Source organism: Novosphingobium sp. SG707, from assembly GCF_012275515.1.
GTDB lineage: Bacteria > Pseudomonadota > Alphaproteobacteria > Sphingomonadales > Sphingomonadaceae > Novosphingobium.
In genome coordinates, this window is the sequence record NZ_JAAZQL010000004.1 from 220,866 (window position 1) to 241,054 (window position 20,189).

Consider the following 20,189-nt stretch of genomic DNA (forward strand, 5'->3'; position numbering starts at 1 on the left):
GACAGGTATGGAAAGGGATAGGCCAAATACACCAAAGGGCAGCAAAAGCCCTGTCGCACCGCGTGATGATAAAGCGCGCGGCGGAAAATCGCGCGTGGGCCAGCCCTATGAGCGTCCGCGCGGCGGACAGGCCCGCCCGATTGCCGAACTGATGCCCGATATCGGCCGCACCGCCTTTCGCCGCTTCGGCTTTGTGCAATCCAGCGTGGTGACGCGCTGGCCCGAAATCGTCGGGCCGATCCACGCCAATGTCTGTATGCCCGAGGCGATCCGTTTCCCGCCCGGCGAAAAGAGCGACGGCATCCTGCAATTGGTGGTGCTGCCCGCCCACGCGCCGATCATCACCCATGTGATCCCCGAAATCATCGAGCGGGTGAACCGTTTCTTTGGCTATCAGGCGGTGTCCAAGGTCAAGATGCGGCAAGGCGAGGTGATCGCCCGTCCAAAGAGCCCGGCCCGCGCCGCGCCGCCCAGCCTCAAGCCGATCCCGATCGAGCTTGGCGATTCGCTGCGCGATATCGGTGATCCCGAATTGAAGGCGGTTCTCGAATCGCTGGCCCGCAGCATCGCCCGTCAGGACGAGGCGTGACGAATTATGTTTTCAGCAAAGGACTCTGGATGCTTCTTCCCCTTCGCATGATGGCCGCCGTTGCTCTGACGCTTGGGCTGAGCGCCGCGCCGGTTCTGGCCGCCACGCCCCAACATGTGGCCCGGCCTGCGGCAACGGGCGGCGCATGGGGCGCCAAAGTGGCCGTCAGCCAGGTAGGCGGGCATATTCAAGGCAATCCGGCCGCAGCCCACAAGCTGATCGAATATATGAGCTACACCTGCTCGCATTGCGCCCATTTCGAGGCAGAGACGGCGCTGCCGCTGCGCATGGGGCCGGTGGGCGGCGGGCAATTGTCGTTCGAGGTGCGCCATCTGGTCCGCGATCCGCTCGACATCACCATAGCCATGCTGACCAATTGTGTGCCGCCGGTAAAATTCTTCCCGCTGCATCACAAGTTTCTGGCCGAGCAGGACCAGTGGATCGCCACCGCGCAAAAGCTGACCGAGGCTCAGACCAAGCGCTGGAACGAAGGCCAGATGCCCGAGCGGATGCGCGCGATCGCTTCGGATCTGAAATTCTATGACATCGCCGCCGGCGCGGGCCTGAGCCACGCGCAGGCCGACGCCTGTTTCGCCAACGAAGCCACCTTGCGCCGCGTGATCGCCCAGACCAAGGAAGCGCAGGAACTGGGCGCGACCGGCACGCCCACCTTCACGCTGGACGGCAAGATGATCGAAGAACATGACTGGGCCGGATTGCAGCCCAAGCTGGCCGCCATGCTGAAGTAACACCCATTTCATTCTTTGCCCAAGGATAGGTTGCAAGATGATATTTGCCCCGCTTTCCACCCGTACCCTGACCATGCTGGCCATGGCGCCGCTCGCGCTGGGCCTCGCCGCCTGCAACAAGTCGGAAAACGGCGCCGCCACCGCGCCCGCTGGCAGCGTGACCGCCGTGGCGCCGCCTGCCGGCAAGACATGGGCCGAAACCTTTGCCAAGACCGAGGATGGCGACGGCATCATCGTGGGCAATCCCAAGGCCGCCATCAAGATGGTGGAATATGGCTCGCTCTCCTGCCCCCACTGCGCGAAACTGGCGCAGGACGGGATGAGCGCGCTGACCGGCAATTATATCGCCAGCGGCAAGGTCAGCCTGGAATTCCGCAGCTTTGCCATCCATCCTCAGGATATTCCACTGACGGTTCTGGCGCGCTGCGGCGGGGATGACGCCTATTTCGGCCTGATCGAACAGGTTTACACCAATTTCGACGCGATGAATTCGCAGACCAAGGAGCAGTACGATCAGGCTTCGGCCGCGATGAAGCTGCCCGCCGCGCAGCGCTATCCGGCGATTGCCGACGCGCTGGGCTATACCGCCTTCTTCTCGGCGCGCGGCCTGCCCGAAGCGCAGCAGCGCCAGTGCCTTGCCGACCTGCCTCGCGCCGAGGCCGTGGCCAAGGCGTCCGAGGCGATCAGCGCCAAGGGCATCAATTCGACCCCCACCGTCTTCGTCAACGGCAACAAGGTCGAAGGCGCCGAGTGGAAGAATGTCGAAGCCGCGCTGAAGGCTGCGGGTGCCTGATAGGCTTTCATGCGTTTTCGGCGGCTCAAACTTTCAGGCTTCAAGAGCTTTGTTGAGCCTGCCGAACTGCGCATAGAGCCGGGGCTGACCGGGGTGGTCGGCCCCAACGGCTGCGGCAAATCCAATCTGCTCGAGGCCATCCGCTGGGTGATGGGCGAGAGCAGCCCCAAGTCGCTGCGCGGCGGGGGGATGGAGGATGTGATCTTTGCGGGCACGGCCACCCGCCCGCCGCGCGATTTTGCCGAAGTGATCCTGTCCGCCCATGACAGCGCGGGCGAGGAACTGGAGGTTGTGCGCCGGATCGAGCGCGGCGCGGGTTCGGCCTATCGTATCAATGGGCGCGATGCGCGGCAAAAGGATGTGGCGCTGGTCTTTGCCGATGCGGCAACCGGCGCGCATTCACCCGCTCTGGTCAGTCAGGGCCGGATTGCCGCCGTCATCAACGCCCGCCCCGCCGAACGCCGCGCCATGCTGGAGGAAGCGGCGGGAATCGCGGGCCTACATGTGCGCCGCCGCGATGCCGAACAGAAATTGCGCGCGACCGAGGCCAATCTGTCGCGCCTTGAAGATCTGATGGCGGGGCTGGAAAGCAGGATCGCCGGGCTGCGGCGGCAGGCGCGCGCGGCCGAGCGCTATCGCCACCTGTCCGAACAGATCCGCGTGGCCGAGGCGCGCGTGCTGTTTGCCCGCTGGCGCGAGGCTGCGCAGGCGGCGGACCATGCCAAGGCCGAAGCCAAACTGGCCGAGGAACGCGCCACGGCCGCACAATTCCGCGCCGATGCCGCCCAAACCTCGCAGGCCGCCGCCGCCCAGGCCGCCATCGCCACCCGCGAGACGCTGAGCATCGCGCGCGAGGCTGCCAGCGCCAATACCCACCACCTTGCCGCCTTGAACAGCCAGTGGGAGGCGGCGCAGGCGAAATTGGCCGACCTGGACCGGCAACAGGCAAGGCTGGAGGCCGACCGCAACGAGGCCGACCGGCTTACTCATGATGCGGCGCAGGCCTTGCAAAGGCTGCAACTCGAACTGGACGAAGCGCGGGCGCGATTGGCGCAGGCAGAGGCCGAAAGGCCCGCCATGGCGCAGGCCCTTCAGGAAGCAGACAGCAATGCCCGCGCCGCCGAAATCGCCTATGCGCAGGCCAATGCCGAACAGGCGCGCGTCGAGGCCGAGTGGCGTGTGGCGGAGGCCGAGATCGCGCAGGCCCGCACCCGCTGCGCCCGCGCGGACGCCGATCTGACGCGCAATGGCGAGGCATTGGCCGCGCTGGACCGAGCCGGCGATCCGCTGGCCGATCTGGCCGCCGCCACCGCGCGGCGCGACGAGGCGGGCGCGAGATTGGCACAGACCCGGGAGGCGCTGCATACCGCACAGGAGCGCCGCGCCGCCTTGCTGGGGCGGCGCGATGCCGCCGCCAGCGCGCTTTCGGCGGCCCGCGCCGATCTGGCCGGGATCGAGCGCGAGTTTCAGGCCTTGCAGCGCGACCGCGAGACCCGCGCCAAAGCGCAGAAGAACGCCGCCGGACGCCGCCTCGCGCTTGACCATGTGCGGGCCGCGCCGGGCTATGAGCGCGCGTTGGCCGCCGTGCTGGGGCGCGATGCGAAGGCACCTTTGGGAGAAGCCGGTGCTGAGGGACGCTTTTGGACTGGGGCCGCGCCGCCTGTGCCGGTGGCGCAGAGTCTGGCCGCGTATGTTCCCGATTCTCCGGAGGAACTGGCGGCCCGACTGGCACTGGTCTGGGTGGATGATGAGGATGATGGACGCGCCCTCGCACCCGGCGAATGGTTGGTGACGCGCGCGGGGCATGTCCGACGTTGGGATGGTTTTGTGGCGAGGGGCGAAGGCGCGGCGGAAGCGGCGCGGATGGAGGCGGATAACCGCTTCCTCGCGCTGGAAGCACAGATCCCGCCATTGCGCGATGCACTCGTCCGGGCCGAGGCCGAGGCGGGCGCGGTGGCCACAGCGTTGGCGCAGGCGCAGAACGAGGCCGCCGGGTTTGAGCGCGAGGTGGCCGCAGCCGCCGAGGCCGAACGGGCTGCCCTGCGCGCCATGGATGCCGCCGAGGCCGCGCGCGACCGCGCCGCCGCCCGCCGCGCCGAATTGCAAACTGCCGCGCTCGACCTGACCCAGCAGCGCGATGCGGCCCGCGCCGAGCAGGAGGCCGCGCTGGAGCGCCGCGCCGCCCTGCCCGCGCCCGATACGGGGCGGGCCATGCTGGAGACGGCGCGTTTGCGGCATGAGGCGGCACGGGCGCATCACCAATCGGCCACCGCTCTGCTGGCCGCGCACGATCAAACTATGGCCGTCGCTCGCGAAAGGGTTCATGCGCAATCGGGCGAGATCCGCAACTGGCAGAACCGGGCCAGCGATGCGGCCAAAAGGCTGGCGCAGATGGCGGGGCGGATCGAGGAAATCGCGCAGGAGCGCGCCGTCCATGCTGCCAGACCGGCCGCGATCCGTGTCGAGATGGATAGGCTGGAGCAAGAGCAGCAGGCGCTGAGCCAAGCCCAGATAAAGGCCGAAAGCACGATGGCTCAGGCGGCGCAGGAAGCCACCGAGGCCGAGCGCGAATTAACCAGCGCGCAGGAAGCACTTCTGGCCGCCCGTGAGGCGCGCGCGGGAGCGCTCGCGCGATCAGATAATGAAAACGGGCGCCGCGCCGAATTGAACCGCGCCTCGGGCGAGCGCTTTCAATGTCCGCCCCCGCTGCTGACCGAACGTTTCGGCTTTACCGAAACTGGTACGGCGGGCGAGGAAAGCCGCGCCATGGACCAATGGGCGGCGGATCGCGAGCGGCTGGGGCCGGTCAATCTGGTTGCCGCGCAGGAACTGGCCGCCGCCGAGGAACGCGCGGGCGAATCCGTGCGCGAGAGAGCCGAGTTGGCCGAAGCGGTCAACCGGCTGCGCGGCTCGATCGGCAATCTGAACCGCGAGGGGCGCGAGAGGCTGCGCGCGGCGTTTGAGGCGGTCGATGGCCATTTCCGCCGTCTGTTCACCACGCTGTTTCAGGGCGGACAGGCGCATCTGGCGCTGGTCGATTCGGACGATCCGCTGGAGGCGGGGCTGGAGATCTTCGCCCAACCACCGGGCAAGCGCCTGCAATCACTGACTTTGCTGTCGGGTGGCGAACAGGCGTTGACGGCGGTGGCCTTGATCTTTGCGCTGTTTCTGACCAATCCCTCGCCGATTTGCGTGCTGGACGAGGTGGACGCGCCGCTTGACGATGCGAATATCGAGCGCTTCTGCGACCTGCTGGAGGCGATGACGCGCGAGACGGAAACGCGCTATCTGGTCGTCACGCATAATGCCGTGACGATGAGCCGGATGCACCGCCTGTTCGGCGTGACCATGGTCGAGCGCGGCGTGTCGCGGCTGGTCAGCGTGGATTTAAGCGCGGCCGAGCAATTGCTGGCCGAGGCGAGTTAAGCCCAGAAATCAGGCATTGCCGACCACCAGACAGGCCAGCGCCATCAGGAACCCGGCAAACCGGTTCGACCGAAACCGCGCCAGCGCATTGCCGCCATCATCCTGCTTCAACGTCCCCACTTGCCACAGGAAATGCAGCCCCACCGGCAGCAGCGCCAGCAAGGCCAGCCAATCCACCCGCACCAACCACAAGGCCCCAGCCCAACAACCCAGCGCCATCGTATAAAGCGCGCCGACGCCCGCATGCACATGCCGCCCGAACGACAGCGCCGAAGAACCGATGCCCACCAGCGCGTCATCCTCACGGTCCTGCAGCGCATAGATCGTGTCATAGGCCATGCACCACGCCCAGCAGCCCGCATAGAGCAGGCCAAGCGGCCCCAGCCCTTCGAACCCTCGCATCTCGACCCAGCCGACCGGCGCCCCCCATGTAAACACCAGCCCCAGCCACGCCTGCGGCCAGCCGGTGATCCGCTTCATAAAGGGATAGGCCGCCACCAGCGCCAGCGAGCCCAGTGCCACCAATTGCGCCTGCCAACGCAGTTGCAGCAGCACCAGCAGGCCGATCAGGCACAGGCCGATCAGCCAGGCCCATGCCGATTTCTTCGACACCCGCCCGCTGGCAATCGGGCGCAGGGCCGTGCGCGCCACGCGGCGGTCGATGTCCACATCCACGATATCATTATAAACGCAGCCCGCGCCGCGCATCACCACGCTGCCCAGCAGGAGCCACAGAAGCAGGCCCCAGCGATGCGCGCCGCCCGCCAGAAGCACGCCCCAGGCGCAAGGCCAGAACAGCAGCCACCAGCCGATGGGGCGGTCCAGCCGCGCCAAAGAGGCATAATCGCGCGCCGCGGCGGGCAGCAACCCCATAATCCCGCGATGTTCGCTGTCGGGTACGATCTGGACGGTTTCGCTCATGCGCCATGCCATAGCGTGGCGCACCGCAATCGGCTAGAGCGCAGGGCATGAGCAATCATCTTCCAGCTACTCCCGCCTGGCCCCCGCGCAGCGCGCCACGCCTGTTTGTCGAAACGCCCCTGTCCGCCGGGGCACAGGTCAGTATTGACGGGCCGCAGGCGCATTATCTGGGCCGCGTTATGCGCGTGGGGCCGGGCGATGCGGTGATCCTGTGCGATGATGTGTCGGGCGAATGGGCCGCGCGGGCCGTCTCGGTGGGCAAGCGCGATCTGGTGCTGGAATGCGTGGACCTGTTGCGCGCGCGCGAAGCTGTGCCCGATTTCACGCTTTGCGCGGGGCTGCTCAAAAAGGACCGTTTCGATCTGGTGCTGGAAAAGGCCTGCGAATTAGGGGTACGCCATATTCAGCCGGTGCTGACGCGGCGATGCGTGGCAGATAAGTTGAATTTGGACCGCGCCCGCGCCACGCTGATCGAGGCGGCCGAGCAATGCGCGCGCACCGCCTTGCCCACGATTGCCGCACCGATGCGATTAGATGCCTTGCTGCGCGATTGGGACGCGCCGCGCGCCCTATTCTTTGCCGATGAGCAGGGCGGCGCGCCCGCGCTGGGCACCTTTGCCGCCCATGCCGGCCCCGCCGCGCTGCTGACCGGGCCAGAGGGCGGCTTTACCGATGAGGAGCGCGCCGCCATCCGCGCCCATTCATCGGCCCATGCGATTACACTGGGCCCGCGCATTTTGCGGGGCGAAACCGCCTGTATCGCGGCCACCGCGCTGTGGATGGGCGGGATGGGTGACTGGGGCGCATAATCAGGGCGCCGACTGACAATGTAAGGTGAATAGATTTTCTCGCTGGCGCAAAGACGTTTGGCCCACTAGGAAGTCGCGCCATGAGCACTCGCGAAGCGACCGACCAGCATGATCCCCTGATTACCGGGCTGGATCAACTTGCCTCTCCGATGCAGGAGGGTGAGAAGCCGCGCGCCCAATGGCGCATCGGCACCGAGCATGAAAAGATTGTCTATCGCGGCCCCGACCGGCACGCCCCCGCCTATGACGAGGCAGGCGGCATCCGCGACCTGCTGATGGGACTGAAGCCCTATGGCTGGAGCGAGATCATGGAGGGCGAGAATGTCATCGCCCTCAAGGGTAGTGATGGGGCGGTCAGCCTTGAACCGGCGGGCCAGATCGAATTGTCGGGCGCGCCGCTGGAAAACCTGCACCAGACCGACGCGGAAACCCGCCGCCATATCGATCAGGTCAAGGCCGTGGGCGCGGCCAGCGATCTTGGCTTCCTCAGCCTTGGCCTGTACCCGGACAAGCGCCGCGAAGACCTGCCCGTCATGCCCAAGGGCCGCTATGACATCATGCTGCGCCATATGCCGCGCGTGGGGTCGATGGGGCTGGACATGATGCTGCGCACCTGCACCATCCAGACCAATCTGGATTACAGCAGCGAAGCCGACATGGTGCAGAAGTTCCGCGTTTCGCTGGCGCTGCAACCGCTGGCCACCGCGCTTTTCGCCAATTCGCCTTTCCTTGAAGGCAAGCCCAACGGCTACCTCTCGTATCGCAGCCATATCTGGTCGGACACGGATCCGGCGCGCACGGGCATGTTGCCCTTCGTGTTCGAGGATGGCTTCGGATACGAGCGCTATGTTGACTACATGCTCGACGTGCCGATGTATTTCGTGTTCCGCGATGGCAAATATATCGATGCTGCGGGCCAGTCCTTCCGCGACTTCCTGAATGGCCAACTGCCCGCCCTGCCCGGCGAGCGCCCGACGATTGGCGACTGGCAGGACCACCTGTCCACCGCCTTCCCCGAAGTTCGCCTCAAGAGCTTCCTTGAAATGCGCGGGGCCGACGGCGGGCCGGTCGAACGGATCGTGGCGTTGCCCGCGCTCTGGGTCGGCCTGCTCTACGATCAGGGCGCGCTGGATGCCGCATGGGATCTGGTCAAGGGCTGGAGCATGGACGAGCGCGAGACTTTGCGCTCCAGCGTGCCCAAGCAGGCGCTGGATGCGCCGATTGCCGGGGGCCGGTTGGGCGACATCGCAGGCGAAGTACTGGCGATTGCCCGCGCCGGTCTGAAATCGCGCGCACGGTTGAATGGCGAGGGCGCGGATGAAACGCGCTATCTCGACCCGCTCGACGAAATCGTGGCCAGCGGCAAGGTTCCGGCTCAGCTCTGGCTGGACCGCTATCGCGGCGAATGGGGCGGCGATCTCAGCCGCGTTTACGACGAAGCCAGTTTCTAAACTATCCGCTTGAGCAGGCGCGTGATCGGCGCGCCTGTTTCGGCCCATGCCCAATATTGGCGGTATTTGGCGTCCTGCGCCAACAGATGCCGCTCCTCGGTCTTGGCTCGCCACCAATAGACCGCGCTGACCATCGCCAGAATCGCGGTGTTGCGGATGCAATCGACCAGCGATCCGGTGGGGCTGAGAAAAGGCAGCGTCACCGACCACCAGAACAGGTTTTTCGACACATAGGCCGGATGGCGCGTCAGCCGATAAGGTCCATGGGTGATGACCCCGCGATAGGTCAGATTGGAAAAGCGCAGGCCAAAGACCACCGTGGCCCAGGCATAAACGCCCGTCAACGCCACCAGCCACGCCCCCCAGCCCCACAGCGCCCATTCATGCCCGGCCAGCCATTGCGACCATTCGGCCGTGCCGGGATGATAGTCGAGCGGTCCATTGCCCCCCATCATGATAAACGGCGGATAGCACACCAACGCCGCCACCCAGCCATCCAGATAGGGATTGGCGTTGCGGATATGCGCGTCGAGCGGGCGCAGCGTGAAGAGATAACCCGCCGTGCCGATCTGCACGTCGATCATAAACAGCCAGGTGATCAGCCAGTTGACGAGCACCACCGGATCGCCCAGCGCGGCCCCGTCCACATGCACCACCGCCGCAAAGCCGCCCGGCAGGATCGAGAACATGAAGGCCGTGAAAAACCCCTTCACCGCCCAGCGCCGCGTATGAAGCAGCAGCTGGCCGCCATCGGCCCCATCCCGGCCCAGAACCCACGCCCCGCAATGCCACGCCCCATCGCGCGGATCAATCAGCACCCGGTCCAGCCACAGCACATAGGGCACCGAGAGCAAAGCCATCGGCACCACGCCCAAGCCGATCAGGCGGATGCCGAAAAGCCAAGGCTCCTGCCAGTAAAAGCGGAAAACGCAGTAGGCCGTGCCGATCACCGCCCATGTCGCCCACAGGCCCACCAGCTTGACCGCGCTGATGCCCAGCACATCGCGCAAGGGGCGAGGATGGGCCCAGTCGATGCCGGTCGAGACCCGCCGATGCACCTTGTCCACCAGCACCGACCACAAGGCCATCGCACCCGAGGACAGCGCCAGCGCCAAAACCGCCGCATAGGGCCCGGCCAAAGGCTCGCGCGGCCCGCCCAGATCGAGCGCGGCCGCCACCATCGGCCATGACCGGCAAACCATCACCCAGGCCACCAACACAGCCAACCCCACCAGCCCGACACCGGCGGAAACATCGCTTTGCGGTCTGGCCACAACAGAAGGGCTGGCGGAACAATCCATTCCGCCAGCCCTAGCAGCCACTGGTTAAGACTGCGGAAACGCTTACTTCAAAGCGGTAATCCGGCCGGAATCGTCCAGCAGATAAAGGATGCCATTGGCCACGATCGGGGCCAGCGTGATCGGCGCCTTGACCTCGGTATAGAACTTGGAAACGCCGTCCATCGCGCTCACCACATGGACCTCGCCCCGGCTGTTGGCCACCCACAGGCGATCACCCGCCAGCACCGGGCCGGTCCAGAAGATCGGGCCTTCCTTCTTCTTGGGCTTGGTCCAGCGGTTGAGCTGGGCCACCCAGCGCACCTTGCCGCTGTTCTTGGCGATGCACAGCAGCTTGGCTTCGTCGGTCAGCGTAAAGATCCAGTCGCCCGCAATCGCCGGGGTCGAAATACCCGCCAGATTGAGCTCCCACAGACGCTGGCCGGTGACGAGTTCATAGGCGGCCATACGCCCGCCCTGACCCAGCGCATAAACGCGGCCGCGGTCGATGATGGGATCGGCATCAATGTCGGTCAGCACGCCCACCATGGTCGAAAGCGAGGTGCGCGCCAGAGCGTCATTCCACAGCGTCCGCCCATTTTCATAACGATAGGCGATCAGTTCACCGGTCGAGAAACCGGCCACCACCGAGCCCTGACCTGCCGCAGGGGCCGCCACGCCGAACACGCCCGTGGCGCCCAGCGAGGCCGATTCCTGCCACAGGCCGGTGCCGTCCTCGATTTTCAGCGCGTGGATCTCGTTGTTCTGCGTCATCACATAGACCGCGCCGAAGGCCACCGTGGGCGAGCCGCGCAGCGGGCCACCGGGGCGCACTTTCCATGCGATCTTGCCGGTCTTGGCGTCCAGCGCGGCGACATCGCCCACCCCGGTCGTCACATAGACGCGGCCAGAGTCATACGAAGCACCGCCGCCGAACACCGCCTCGCCCGCGCCGCCCGTGACGCTGAGCGATTGGGTCCATTGCGGCGCGCCCGTGGCCGCATCAAAGGCATGGAGCACGCCATCGGTGTCGAAGACGAACATCGAGCCGCCGCCAACAACCGGAGCCGCACCCAGACGCCGCCGCACGTTCGAACCGGCCACCTGCACTTGCCAGATCGGCTTGGGATTTTCGCCCAGCGCCAGATTGCCATAGCTTTTTGAGGCAGAGCCGCCCGGCTGGGCCCATTCGGCATTGGGCTGGGCCAGCGGCAGCACGACGGCCATCGTGGCAATATCCATATCCGCCTGCGCCGAGGATTCGACGCGGCTCAGGATCGGCTCGCGCTTGCCCGTGGTGGGCGTGGTCGGCTTGGGCTTGCGGCCCAGCTTGGGCCCGCCGCCGCAGGCTGACAGCGCGGCGATCAGCGCCACCGACAGCAGGACGCGGCCCGGATTACGACGGAAGGAGGCAAGAGACTTCATGAGGCAGGTCCTTAAGGTCCGTCAGGAATGGATCAGGGCTGGGTAGAGGCAGGAGCCGCAGCAGGCGTTGCCGCACCGGGCTTGCCCACCATCAGGGGGATTTCGGGCGTGGCGACCTTTGCCGCCTTGGCCGAGGCGGCCGCCCTGGCAGGCGCAGGGGCCGGAGCCGACGCAGGAGCAGCCTCAACCGGCGCGGCCGCCGCAGGCGCGGCGCCCGGCTGGGGCGCGTTCATCTCGATCGGGCGGGCCACATCGTCCACCGCGTCAAAGCCCAACTGGCTGGCGACCTGACGCACGCGGGCGCGCAGGCTTTCGGGCTGGTCCTTGTCCTTGGCAATCGCGCCGAACAGCGGCGAGGCCAGTTCTTTCTTGCCCTGCTTCAGATAGGCCAGACCCAGCAATTCGCCCGCCGCGCCAAACCACGGCGCGCCCGGTGCGGCCAGAGGCTTGAGTTTGGCGACAACCTCTTCGGGCTTCATCTGGTCATAGTTCAGCGAGACCTGACGCAACGTGGCGAAATCGCGGTAGGTCTGCGGCGCATTGGCGTCGGCGGCCACGGCGGCATAACGCGTGGCGGCGTCCTGAGCCTTGCCCTGAGTGACCAGCAAGCCCGCCTCGACCAGCCGCGCGACCACCGCCGAGCCGGAATCGCCGCCTGCGGCCAGACCGTCCAGCGTCTTGTTGGCCAGGTCCGTGCGGCTCGCCTCGATCTGGTCCAGCGCGATGGTGAGCTGCTCGGCACGCGTGGCCGCTTGCTGCTCCTGATGGTGGCCCCACCAAAGATAGCCGCCCAGCGCCGCCAGACCCAGCACCAGCCCGGCGCCCACCGGCTTGCCATAGCGGCGGACCGCCGACATCATCTGATCCTCGCGCAGCGCGTCCTCCACCTCGCGCAGGAAAGCGTCGCCCTGCTGGGCCTGTTGTGCGGCCAGTTGCTGGGCGCGGGTCTGAGGAGGAGTAGGACGCAGGGCCAAGGGACTTCACTTCCTGATCATCGATGCGGGCGAAAAAGTCACACCGCGTGTAAAAAAACGAAACTGCCGTTTAGCGGATGGGCCGGGCTTTTCAACGGCAATGAGACGGCAGGTTAACAATGGCTGGGCAACAGATCGGCAATCATGGGAAACTATTGCGCCCCATCGCCCTTGCGTAAAGCGCGCGGTAGCGCTCAATCATCCCGCCTTCGTCATATTCGGCCACAGCCAGCGCGCGATTCGCGGCGCCCACCGTGCGGCGCAGATCCGCATCCCCGGCCAGATGCGCCATATGAGCGGCAAAGCCGGCCTCATCGCCCGCCGGGGCAATAAAGGGCCGGTTCTCTGCCGCCAGCATCGGCGCGACATCGCCCACATCCGGGCTGACCACGGCCAGTCCAGCCGCCATCGCCTCAACCACGCTGATCGGGAACTGCTCGCTGTCCGATGACAGCGCGAAAAGGTCGAACAGACCCACCACCTTGGCCGGATCGCCGACATGGCCGGGCAGATGGACCCGGTGCGCAATATCCAGCCGCAGCGCCTCCTCGCGGATCGCCTCGCGTTCCGGCCCATCGCCTGCGATCACCAATTGCCACGGTTCGGGCAAGGCGGCAAAGGCGCGTACCAGACGCGGCAGGTTCTTCACCGGCCGCAGTCCCGCCAGTGTGCCCAGCCACAATTCCCCCTCGCGCTTGATCACGCGGGGCAAAGCATCGGGGCGCGGCCTGGAGTTATAGGCAGCCGTGCGGATGCCGTTGGGGATGCGGTGGACCTTGCCCGCAGGCTGTTGCCACACGCCGCGCGCAATGCCCTCCAACCGCTGCGAACAGACCACCAGCGCGCTGGCGCGGCCCAGCGCGATCCGGCGATACCAGTTGCGGCTGGATTTCAGGCTGACCGCCTCATCCTGGTTGAACCCGTCCTCATGATGGATCAAAGGCGGCAGGCGCAGGATCTGGGCAAACAGAGTATGGGCCAGAACCGCATCCATCGCGCCGAAATTATACGTCAGCACGAGGTCATAATCGGCCATCGCGCTGGCCAGCGCGATCAGACGCTTGGGGCTTGGCTTGCCCTGAAGCGAAGGGAAGTCGGTGCCTGCCTGCCAGCGGATGCCGGGCATGATGCGGCGCGCGGCCTCCATCGCATCGGGCATGGCCGAGACGATCGTATGGGCCACCCCCGCGCCAAAGGCGTTGATCAGCTGAACGCAGCGTAGTTCCTTGCCGCCGGGGTTAAAGCTGGAATGGAGATGCAGGACACGCAAGGGATTGACACTCATGCCTGTTGCGCCACCCGTTCCAGCAGGCGCTCGATGGCCTGCACCGCTTCGGGTTCATCCAGCGTGGGCGCATGACCGACCCGGCGCACGCTGACCGCAACGGCATCGGGAATACGCCGCGCCATTTCGCCCAGCGTTTCGGTGGACAACAGATCCGACAATTCCCCGCGCAGCAGCAGCAAAGGCCTTCCGGCAAGCGCCATATAGCCGGGCCACAGATCAACCCCCGCCTCGCCGCCGGGGCGTTCGAAAGGCTCGGCGATCTTCATGTCGTAATCATAGACGATGCGACCGTTCTGGCCCACCGTCATCACGCGCTTGGCCATGGCCAGCCATTGATGCACGTCATAATCGGGGAAGGATGTGCTCTGCTCCTCCTCCAGCGCGCGAGCGGCGTGCATCCATGTCGGAAAGCTGCGCCCCTGCCCCACATAATCGCGGATGCGGGCAAGGCCGGATGGCTCGATCACCGGACCGATGTCGTTGAGCACAGCGCCCGCAAGCCGCTTGGCGTCGATCATCGCCAACAGCATCGCCATCAGCCCGCCCAGCGAGGTGCCGACCACCACAAAGCGCTCGATCCGCAATTCATCGAAGAGCGCGTTGATGTCCTGAACATATTGCAGCGGGTTATAAGTGGCCGAATTTTTGGCATATTGCGAATCGCCGCGCCCGCGCATGTCCGGACACAATACCCGCCATTGCCCCGCGATCCGCCCCGCCAGCCCTTCGAAATCGCGTGCGTTGCGCGTCAGACCCGGCAGACAGACCACCACCGGACGATCCTCGGGTCCGGCGTAATCTCGATAGTGCAAACGCAGCCCATCCGGGCTTTGCCAGAATTGATCGGTAAAATTGTTCATGGCCTTGCGGGCGCTTCCTTATCGCAATTTTGCACAGGCATGGCTTGCGCCCCGCCGCTTGTGCGCCCACTTATTGCCCCATGCGCCATGAACCGCAAGCGAATGCCTACGCCCCCGATCCGCAAATCCTCAGTCTGGCCCCATGGCTGGGCGATCCGGTTGCGCCCGCCGACTTTCCGAAAGGCCTGCTGCGCTGGCGCAATGACCGCTGGGCGCGGGGCGTCGGGCTGGCGGATTTCGACGATGCGGGGTGGGTTGCACATTTCGGACGGTTCGCGCCTTTGGACGGCAATCTGCCCCAGCCTCTGGCGCTGCGCTATCATGGTCATCAGTTTGGCGTGTATAATCCAGAACTTGGCGATGGACGCGGGTTTCTGTTTGCGCAGATGCGCGATGGCGCCGGACGCCTGATCGACCTTGGCACCAAGGGTTCGGGGCAGACGCCGTGGAGCCGGCAGGGCGATGGCCGCCTGACGCTTAAGGGGGCGGTGCGCGAAATTCTGGCAACCGAGATGTTGGAGGCTTTGGGCGCGAACACCTCCAAGACTTTCAGCGTGATCGAAACCGGCGAGGCGCTGTGGCGCGGCGATGAGCCCTCGCCCACCCGATCAGCGGTGCTGGTACGGATGAGCCATGGCCATATCCGCATCGGCACGTTCCAACGCCTTCTGGTGCTGGAGGAAGCCGAGCATATGGCCGAACTGGTCGATTATGCGCTGACGCAATTTCCTGGCCCGCCGCCGCCCGCCGATGCGCCGGGCCGCGACCAACCCGCGATCATCCTGCTGCATCAGGTGGTCGAGCGGCTTGCCGATATGGCCGCTTCCTATGTCGCCTCGGGCTTTGTCCATGGCGTGCTGAACACCGACAATATGAACATTTCGGGCGAAAGTTTCGACTATGGCCCGTGGCGCTGGCTGCCGCGATGGGATGCCGATTTTACCGCCGCCTATTTCGACCATGCGGGCCGCTATCGCTTTGGCAAACAGGCCGAGGCGATCAAATGGAATTGCGGGCAATTAGCGGTGTCGCTGCGGTTATTGGTGGCGGATACGGCGCCGTTGATCGCCGCGCTAGACCGGTTCGATGGGCTGTATCAGGCGGCGCTGGCGCGACGGGTGCTGTGGCGGATCGGGCTGCAACCGCTGGGCGATGAACAGGACGGCGCGCTGCTGGCGGCGGCGGGCGCGCATATGCGCGAAGAGCAGATGTCGCCCGATGCTTTCTTCCACCTGTTCCGCGGCGCGCCGGATGAGGCACGGGCGCTGCTGCGTGAAGGCTCGCCGCTGGCCGGGGTATTGGGCGATTATACGCCCGTTGCCGATGCCCGTGCGCATCCCGCATGGCAGACTCCCGCCCCCGACAATCATATCGAAACCGTCGAGGCCCTTTGGCTCGCCATCGACCGCGATGATGACTGGGACCCGCTCCATCGCCACATCGCGGCCATACGAGCGCTGGGCGATGCCTTGGGCGAACCGCCCATCCTCGCAGGACATGTTTCTGCATCAATGGCTTAAGCGACAGCGGAGCCGATACACGGAAGGGGGCATTAAGAATTTGCCAACCTAGATTGGTTTAGACTTGGCAATCGTGGCGCCGCCCAACGCCGCCTGCCCCCTTTCGGATAAGCCATCTTGTCAGCCATCGCCCTTGCCCCCCTGCCCGATGACACACCTGATCCCGTGATTTCGCGCGATCCGGCCAGCGGCGCGGTGCTGATGCAGACCTGGCCCACCAATCTTGAGGCCCAGATCGCGGTTGCGCGCGTCGCCTATACCGGATGGGCCTGCCAGCCGCTTTCCGCGCGGGTCGATGCGGTGCGCCGCCTGACCGGGGCGCTGCGCCAGCGATCGCAGGAATTTGCCGAAACCATCGCACGCGACACCGGTCGGCCAATGTGGGACTGCTTTGCCGAGGTCGAGGCCGCGCTGGCCCGCGTCGATGGCTGCGTGCGCGCCTATGCCGACCGCTGCGCCCACCGGCGGCATGAAAGCGGGGCCAATAGCGCGGTGGCCGTGCGACACAAGCCGATGGGCGTGCTGGCCGTCATCACCACATTCTGCCAACCAATGCTGACGCCGCTCTCGCATATCGCGCCAGCGATTCTGGCGGGCAATGCGGTTGTCTTCAAACCCTCCAGCCGCGCCCTTCCCACCGCCTTGCTGATCGAGGATTGCATCAAACGCGCGGGGCTGGCTGCCAATATCGTTCAGATCGCCGTGGCGCAGGGCGAGGCGGCGATGGATCTGGCCGCGCATGATGGTGTCGATGGCGTGCTCTTTTCCGGCTCGACTCAAGTGGGGCAAAATCTGGCGCGGCGAATTGCCGGACGGCCGGGCAAGCTGCTCTCGCTGGACATGGGCGGCAACAATGCCATCGTGGTCTGGGATACGCCCCAGATCGAGGATGCCGCGATGCTGGTCGTCCAATCCGCCTTTACCGCCTCGGGCCAGCGGGCCACCTGCGCACGCCGCCTGATTGTGCGTGAGGCGATGGCCGAACCCTTGTTGGGGGCGGTCAAGCGTCTGGCCGACCGGATCATCTGCGGCGCGCCGAGTGATGAGACCACGCCCTTCATGGGGCCGTTGATCGACAATCGCGCCGCCGATGGGCTGGTGCAGAGCTTCATCTGGCTGATGTCGCGCGGGGGGCGGCCGATCAAGCATATGGCCCGCCTCGACCCGCAGCGACCTTTTATCAGCCCGGCAATCATCGATGTCACCGACATGCGCGAAAGGCCCGATGTGGAATTGTTCGGCCCGCTGCTGCAGGTCATCCGCGTTCCCGATTTCGACACCGCCATCGCCCAGGCCAATGCCACGCGCTATGGGCTGGTTTCGGCGCTGATCGGGGGGACGCAGGAGGAATATAACCGCTTCTGGGCCAATGTCCGCACCGGCCTGACGCATTGGAACCGGGCGACCATCACCGAATTGCCCGGCGTGCCGTCGGGCGGCGTCGGCCTGTCGGGCAATTTTCGCCCCGGTGGTTATTACGAGGCCGATTCCTGCGCCTATCCGGTCAGCTCGGCCGAGATGGATCATCCGCGCGCGATGATCGGCACGGGCTTTGCCCCCGAAATCTAAGACCGAAATCTGACATTTGTATGATTTGATCGCCAATTTCGGGATGCGCTGAACTCTTTCTTGCGCCATGGAGCAGGGCGAAAGGATTGAACATGACGCAGCCCGAAACCCGCAATGACGGCATGCCCTATGCCATTGCCGCCTATCTGATCTGGGGGTTGCTGCCGCTCTATCTGCGGCAGGTGCATGATGTGCCTCCGTTTGAATTCGTGGGCTGGCGCACCCTGTTCACCCTGCCCGCATGCGCGCTGGCGCTTGTCGTGCTGCGTCAGGGAGCGGCCTTGCGGGCGGCCTTGAGCGACCGCCGCAAGGTGATGACGTTGACGGCTTCGGCGCTGCTGATCGGGGCCAACTGGACCACCTATGTCGTGATGATCCAGCAAGGGCATATCTTTGCCGCCAGCCTTGGCTATTACATCAACCCGCTGATGAATGTCGTGCTGGGCACCTTCCTGCTGGGCGAAAAGCTGAGTCGGGCGCAATGGGTGGCGGTGGCGCTGGCGGCGGTGGGCGTGGTGATTCTGGCCTCGGGCGCGGCCGAAACGCTGGGATGGAGTCTGGCGCTGGCCGCGACTTTCTCGGGCTACGGTCTGGTGCGGAAAAAGGCGCCGGTGGCCGCGCTGCCCGGCCTGTCGATCGAGGCGGGGATTCTGGCTCTGCCCGGCGTGGCAATGATTGCGCTGGGCCATGGGCCTTTGGGCATCACGCTGGGTCAAGGCAACGGGGTGCATGACGCGCTGGTGGCCATGTCGGGGGTAATCACGGCGGTGCCGCTGGTGCTGTTTGCCATGGCAGCTCAGAGGATGAATTATTCGATCCTCGGCTTTGTCCAGTTTCTGGCCCCCACGCTGGTGTTCTTTCAGGGCCTGCTGCTGTTTCACGAGCCGCTGCAATCGGCCCAATTGGCCAGTTTCGTGTTGATCTGGGCCGCGCTGGCGGTGTTCAGCTGGGATATGTGGCGGCGGCGATAAGGAGGACGTGAGCATTTATGTCAGCGAGGCGATGCCATGGGTGACCCTGCCCACCGATATTCCGCAATTCGCCACCAACTCCAATCCGGCCGAGGTGCTGCCGCCGGATCGTCTCGCCCGGCTGATGGCCATGGCAGCGCGGCGCAAGGCCGGCGAAGGCTGAAAGGTCCAAATAGAAGGGGCGGCGGCCGATATGGCCCCCGCCCCTTTCCTTTATCCTCGCTCAACCTGAGATCAGGCCGCCTCTTCCTTGCCCTTGAGCACGCGGACAGGTTCCTTGCGGCCTTCGACCACATCCTTGTCCACCACCACTTCGGCAATATCATTCTCGGTCGGCAGGTCGAACATCGTGTCGAGCAGCAGCCCTTCGACGATCGAACGCAGGCCCCGCGCGCCGGTCTTACGCTCGATGGCCTTCTTGGCGATGGCTTCGAGCGCATCGTCGGTGAAGGTCAGCTTGACGTTTTCCAGATCGAACAGCTTGGCATATTGCTTGATCAGCGCATTCTTGGGCTCGCGCAGGATCTGCACCAGCGCGGGAATGTCGAGATCGTTGAGCGTGGCGATCACCGGCAGACGGCCGATGAATTCGGGGATCAGACCGAACTTCTGCAGATCTTCCGGCTCAGCCTTCTGAAGCAGTTCGCCCACCTTGCGCTTTTCGGGGTCAGCGACATGGGCGCCAAACCCGATCGAACGCTTTTGCAGGCGGTCGGCAATGATCTTTTCCAAGCCCGCAAAGGCACCGCCACAAATGAACAGGATGTTCGTCGTGTCCACCTGCAGGAATTCCTGCTGGGGATGCTTGCGCCCACCCTGCGGCGGCACGCTGGCGGTGGTGCCTTCCATCAGCTTGAGCAGAGCCTGCTGCACACCCTCGCCCGACACGTCACGGGTGATCGAGGGGTTTTCGGCCTTGCGGCTGATCTTGTCGATTTCGTCGATATAGACGATGCCCTGCTGCGCCTTTTCGACATTATAGTCGCTTGCCTGCAGCAGCTTGAGAATGATGTTCTCCACGTCTTCGCCCACATAACCGGCTTCGGTCAGCGTGGTGGCGTCGGCCATGGTGAAGGGCACGTCGAACGTCTTGGCCAGTGTCTGGGCCAGCAGCGTCTTGCCCGAACCAGTGGGGCCCACCAGCAGGATGTTCGACTTGGACAGTTCAACATCACCGCCCTTGCCGCTGTGCTTCAGGCGCTTGTAATGGTTATGCACCGCCACCGACAGCACGCGCTTGGCGCGGTCCTGGCCGATCACATAATCGTTGAGCGTCTCGAAAATCTCACGCGGGCTGACCACGCCGCCATCGCGCTTGCCTGCGATGCCGCCCTTGGTTTCCTCGCGGATGATATCATTGCACAGTTCGACGCACTCATCGCAGATGAACACGGTCGGGCCCGCGATCAGCTTGCGCACCTCATGCTGGCTCTTGCCACAAAAGCTGCAGTACAGGGTGCTCTTGGCGTCGGATCCGCTCAGTTTCGTCATGCTTTTTCCCAAATGGCCCGCGTGGAGCCTGACAATAATGCCAACCTAGCCACGCGAGCGCCAAATTCAATACCCC

Annotated in this window: 17 protein-coding genes; 10 read left to right on the forward strand and 7 right to left on the reverse strand. The window is 65.2% G+C overall.

Translation table 11 applies throughout. The features are described from left to right. The first annotated feature begins 7 nt into the window (after positions 1-7). Genes FHW92_RS13455 through FHW92_RS13470 form a run of 4 tightly spaced genes read left to right on the forward strand, consistent with a single transcriptional unit; the run spans position 8 to position 5,557 of the window. Entirely contained in the window at positions 8-589 is a 582-nt protein-coding gene (locus FHW92_RS13455) for a DUF721 domain-containing protein (protein WP_168603780.1), read from the forward strand. Between the two features lie 29 nt (positions 590-618). Then, positions 619-1,338: a thioredoxin domain-containing protein gene (locus FHW92_RS13460; RefSeq protein WP_168603781.1), complete on the forward strand. Its 720-nt coding sequence runs from the start codon at positions 619-621 to the stop codon at positions 1,336-1,338. 37 nt (positions 1,339-1,375) lie between these two features. Next, entirely contained in the window at positions 1,376-2,131 is a 756-nt protein-coding gene (locus FHW92_RS13465; protein WP_168603782.1) for a thioredoxin domain-containing protein, read from the forward strand. Between the two features lie 9 nt (positions 2,132-2,140). Further along, on the forward strand, positions 2,141-5,557 hold the full coding sequence (locus FHW92_RS13470) for an AAA family ATPase (protein WP_168603783.1): 3,417 nt from the start codon (positions 2,141-2,143) through the stop codon (positions 5,555-5,557). Between the two features lie 9 nt (positions 5,558-5,566). Here the strand turns inward: FHW92_RS13470 and ubiA are convergent, their stop codons facing one another. Further along, a complete protein-coding gene (ubiA, locus tag FHW92_RS13475) occupies positions 5,567-6,478 on the reverse strand; it encodes a 4-hydroxybenzoate octaprenyltransferase (protein ID WP_168603784.1) in 912 nt (303 codons plus the stop codon). Between the two features lie 47 nt (positions 6,479-6,525). Here ubiA and FHW92_RS13480 point away from each other — a divergent pair, with 47 nt between their 5' ends. After that, a complete protein-coding gene (locus tag FHW92_RS13480; RefSeq protein ID WP_168603785.1) occupies positions 6,526-7,287 on the forward strand; it encodes a 16S rRNA (uracil(1498)-N(3))-methyltransferase in 762 nt (253 codons plus the stop codon). Positions 7,288-7,367: 80 nt separating this feature from the next. Further along, positions 7,368-8,738 (forward strand): glutamate--cysteine ligase, encoded by a 1,371-nt coding sequence (locus FHW92_RS13485; RefSeq protein ID WP_168603786.1) that lies wholly within the window; start codon positions 7,368-7,370, stop codon positions 8,736-8,738. Here the strand turns inward: FHW92_RS13485 and FHW92_RS13490 are convergent. The 5 genes from FHW92_RS13490 to FHW92_RS13510 all read right to left on the reverse strand — a co-directional run bounded on the left by FHW92_RS13490 (position 8,735) and on the right by FHW92_RS13510 (position 14,562). Beyond that, positions 8,735-10,012 (reverse strand): methyltransferase, encoded by a 1,278-nt coding sequence (locus tag FHW92_RS13490; RefSeq protein ID WP_349237687.1) that lies wholly within the window; start codon positions 10,010-10,012, stop codon positions 8,735-8,737. The genes FHW92_RS13485 and FHW92_RS13490 overlap by 4 nt on opposite strands. 69 nt (positions 10,013-10,081) lie before the next feature. Then, the gene (locus tag FHW92_RS13495) at positions 10,082-11,440 is read right to left on the reverse strand and encodes a PQQ-binding-like beta-propeller repeat protein (RefSeq protein ID WP_168603788.1); all 1,359 of its coding nucleotides are present in this window, start codon (positions 11,438-11,440) and stop codon (positions 10,082-10,084) included. Positions 11,441-11,472: 32 nt separating this feature from the next. Beyond that, positions 11,473-12,414 (reverse strand): tetratricopeptide repeat protein, encoded by a 942-nt coding sequence (locus FHW92_RS13500; protein WP_168603789.1) that lies wholly within the window; start codon positions 12,412-12,414, stop codon positions 11,473-11,475. A 142-nt stretch (positions 12,415-12,556) separates the two neighbouring features. Then, positions 12,557-13,699: a glycosyltransferase family 4 protein gene (locus FHW92_RS13505; protein ID WP_168603790.1), complete on the reverse strand. Its 1,143-nt coding sequence runs from the start codon at positions 13,697-13,699 to the stop codon at positions 12,557-12,559. Next, a complete protein-coding gene (locus FHW92_RS13510) occupies positions 13,696-14,562 on the reverse strand; it encodes an alpha/beta hydrolase (RefSeq protein ID WP_168603791.1) in 867 nt (288 codons plus the stop codon). The genes FHW92_RS13505 and FHW92_RS13510 overlap by 4 nt, the downstream gene beginning before the upstream one ends. Positions 14,563-14,642: 80 nt before the next feature. Between FHW92_RS13510 and FHW92_RS13515 the strand changes: the two genes are divergently transcribed. The 4 genes from FHW92_RS13515 (at position 14,643) to FHW92_RS13530 (ending at position 18,785) form a co-directional block, all read left to right on the forward strand. Next, on the forward strand, positions 14,643-16,082 hold the full coding sequence (locus FHW92_RS13515; protein ID WP_168603792.1) for a protein adenylyltransferase SelO family protein: 1,440 nt from the start codon (positions 14,643-14,645) through the stop codon (positions 16,080-16,082). A 201-nt stretch (positions 16,083-16,283) separates the two neighbouring features. After that, entirely contained in the window at positions 16,284-17,651 is a 1,368-nt protein-coding gene (locus FHW92_RS13520; RefSeq protein WP_168604091.1) for an aldehyde dehydrogenase family protein, read from the forward strand. Positions 17,652-17,743: 92 nt separating this feature from the next. Beyond that, positions 17,744-18,622: an EamA family transporter RarD gene (gene rarD / locus FHW92_RS13525; RefSeq protein ID WP_168603793.1), complete on the forward strand. Its 879-nt coding sequence runs from the start codon at positions 17,744-17,746 to the stop codon at positions 18,620-18,622. A gap of 7 nt (positions 18,623-18,629) precedes the next feature. Beyond that, positions 18,630-18,785, forward strand: a complete 156-nt coding sequence (locus FHW92_RS13530) for a hypothetical protein (RefSeq protein ID WP_168603794.1) — start codon at positions 18,630-18,632, stop codon at positions 18,783-18,785. A 71-nt stretch (positions 18,786-18,856) separates the two neighbouring features. Here the strand turns inward: FHW92_RS13530 and clpX are convergent, their stop codons facing one another. Next, complete coding sequence (gene clpX, locus FHW92_RS13535; protein ID WP_168603795.1) at positions 18,857-20,113, reverse strand: ATP-dependent Clp protease ATP-binding subunit ClpX; 1,257 nt, start codon at positions 20,111-20,113, stop codon at positions 18,857-18,859. Positions 20,114-20,189 lie beyond the last annotated feature (76 nt).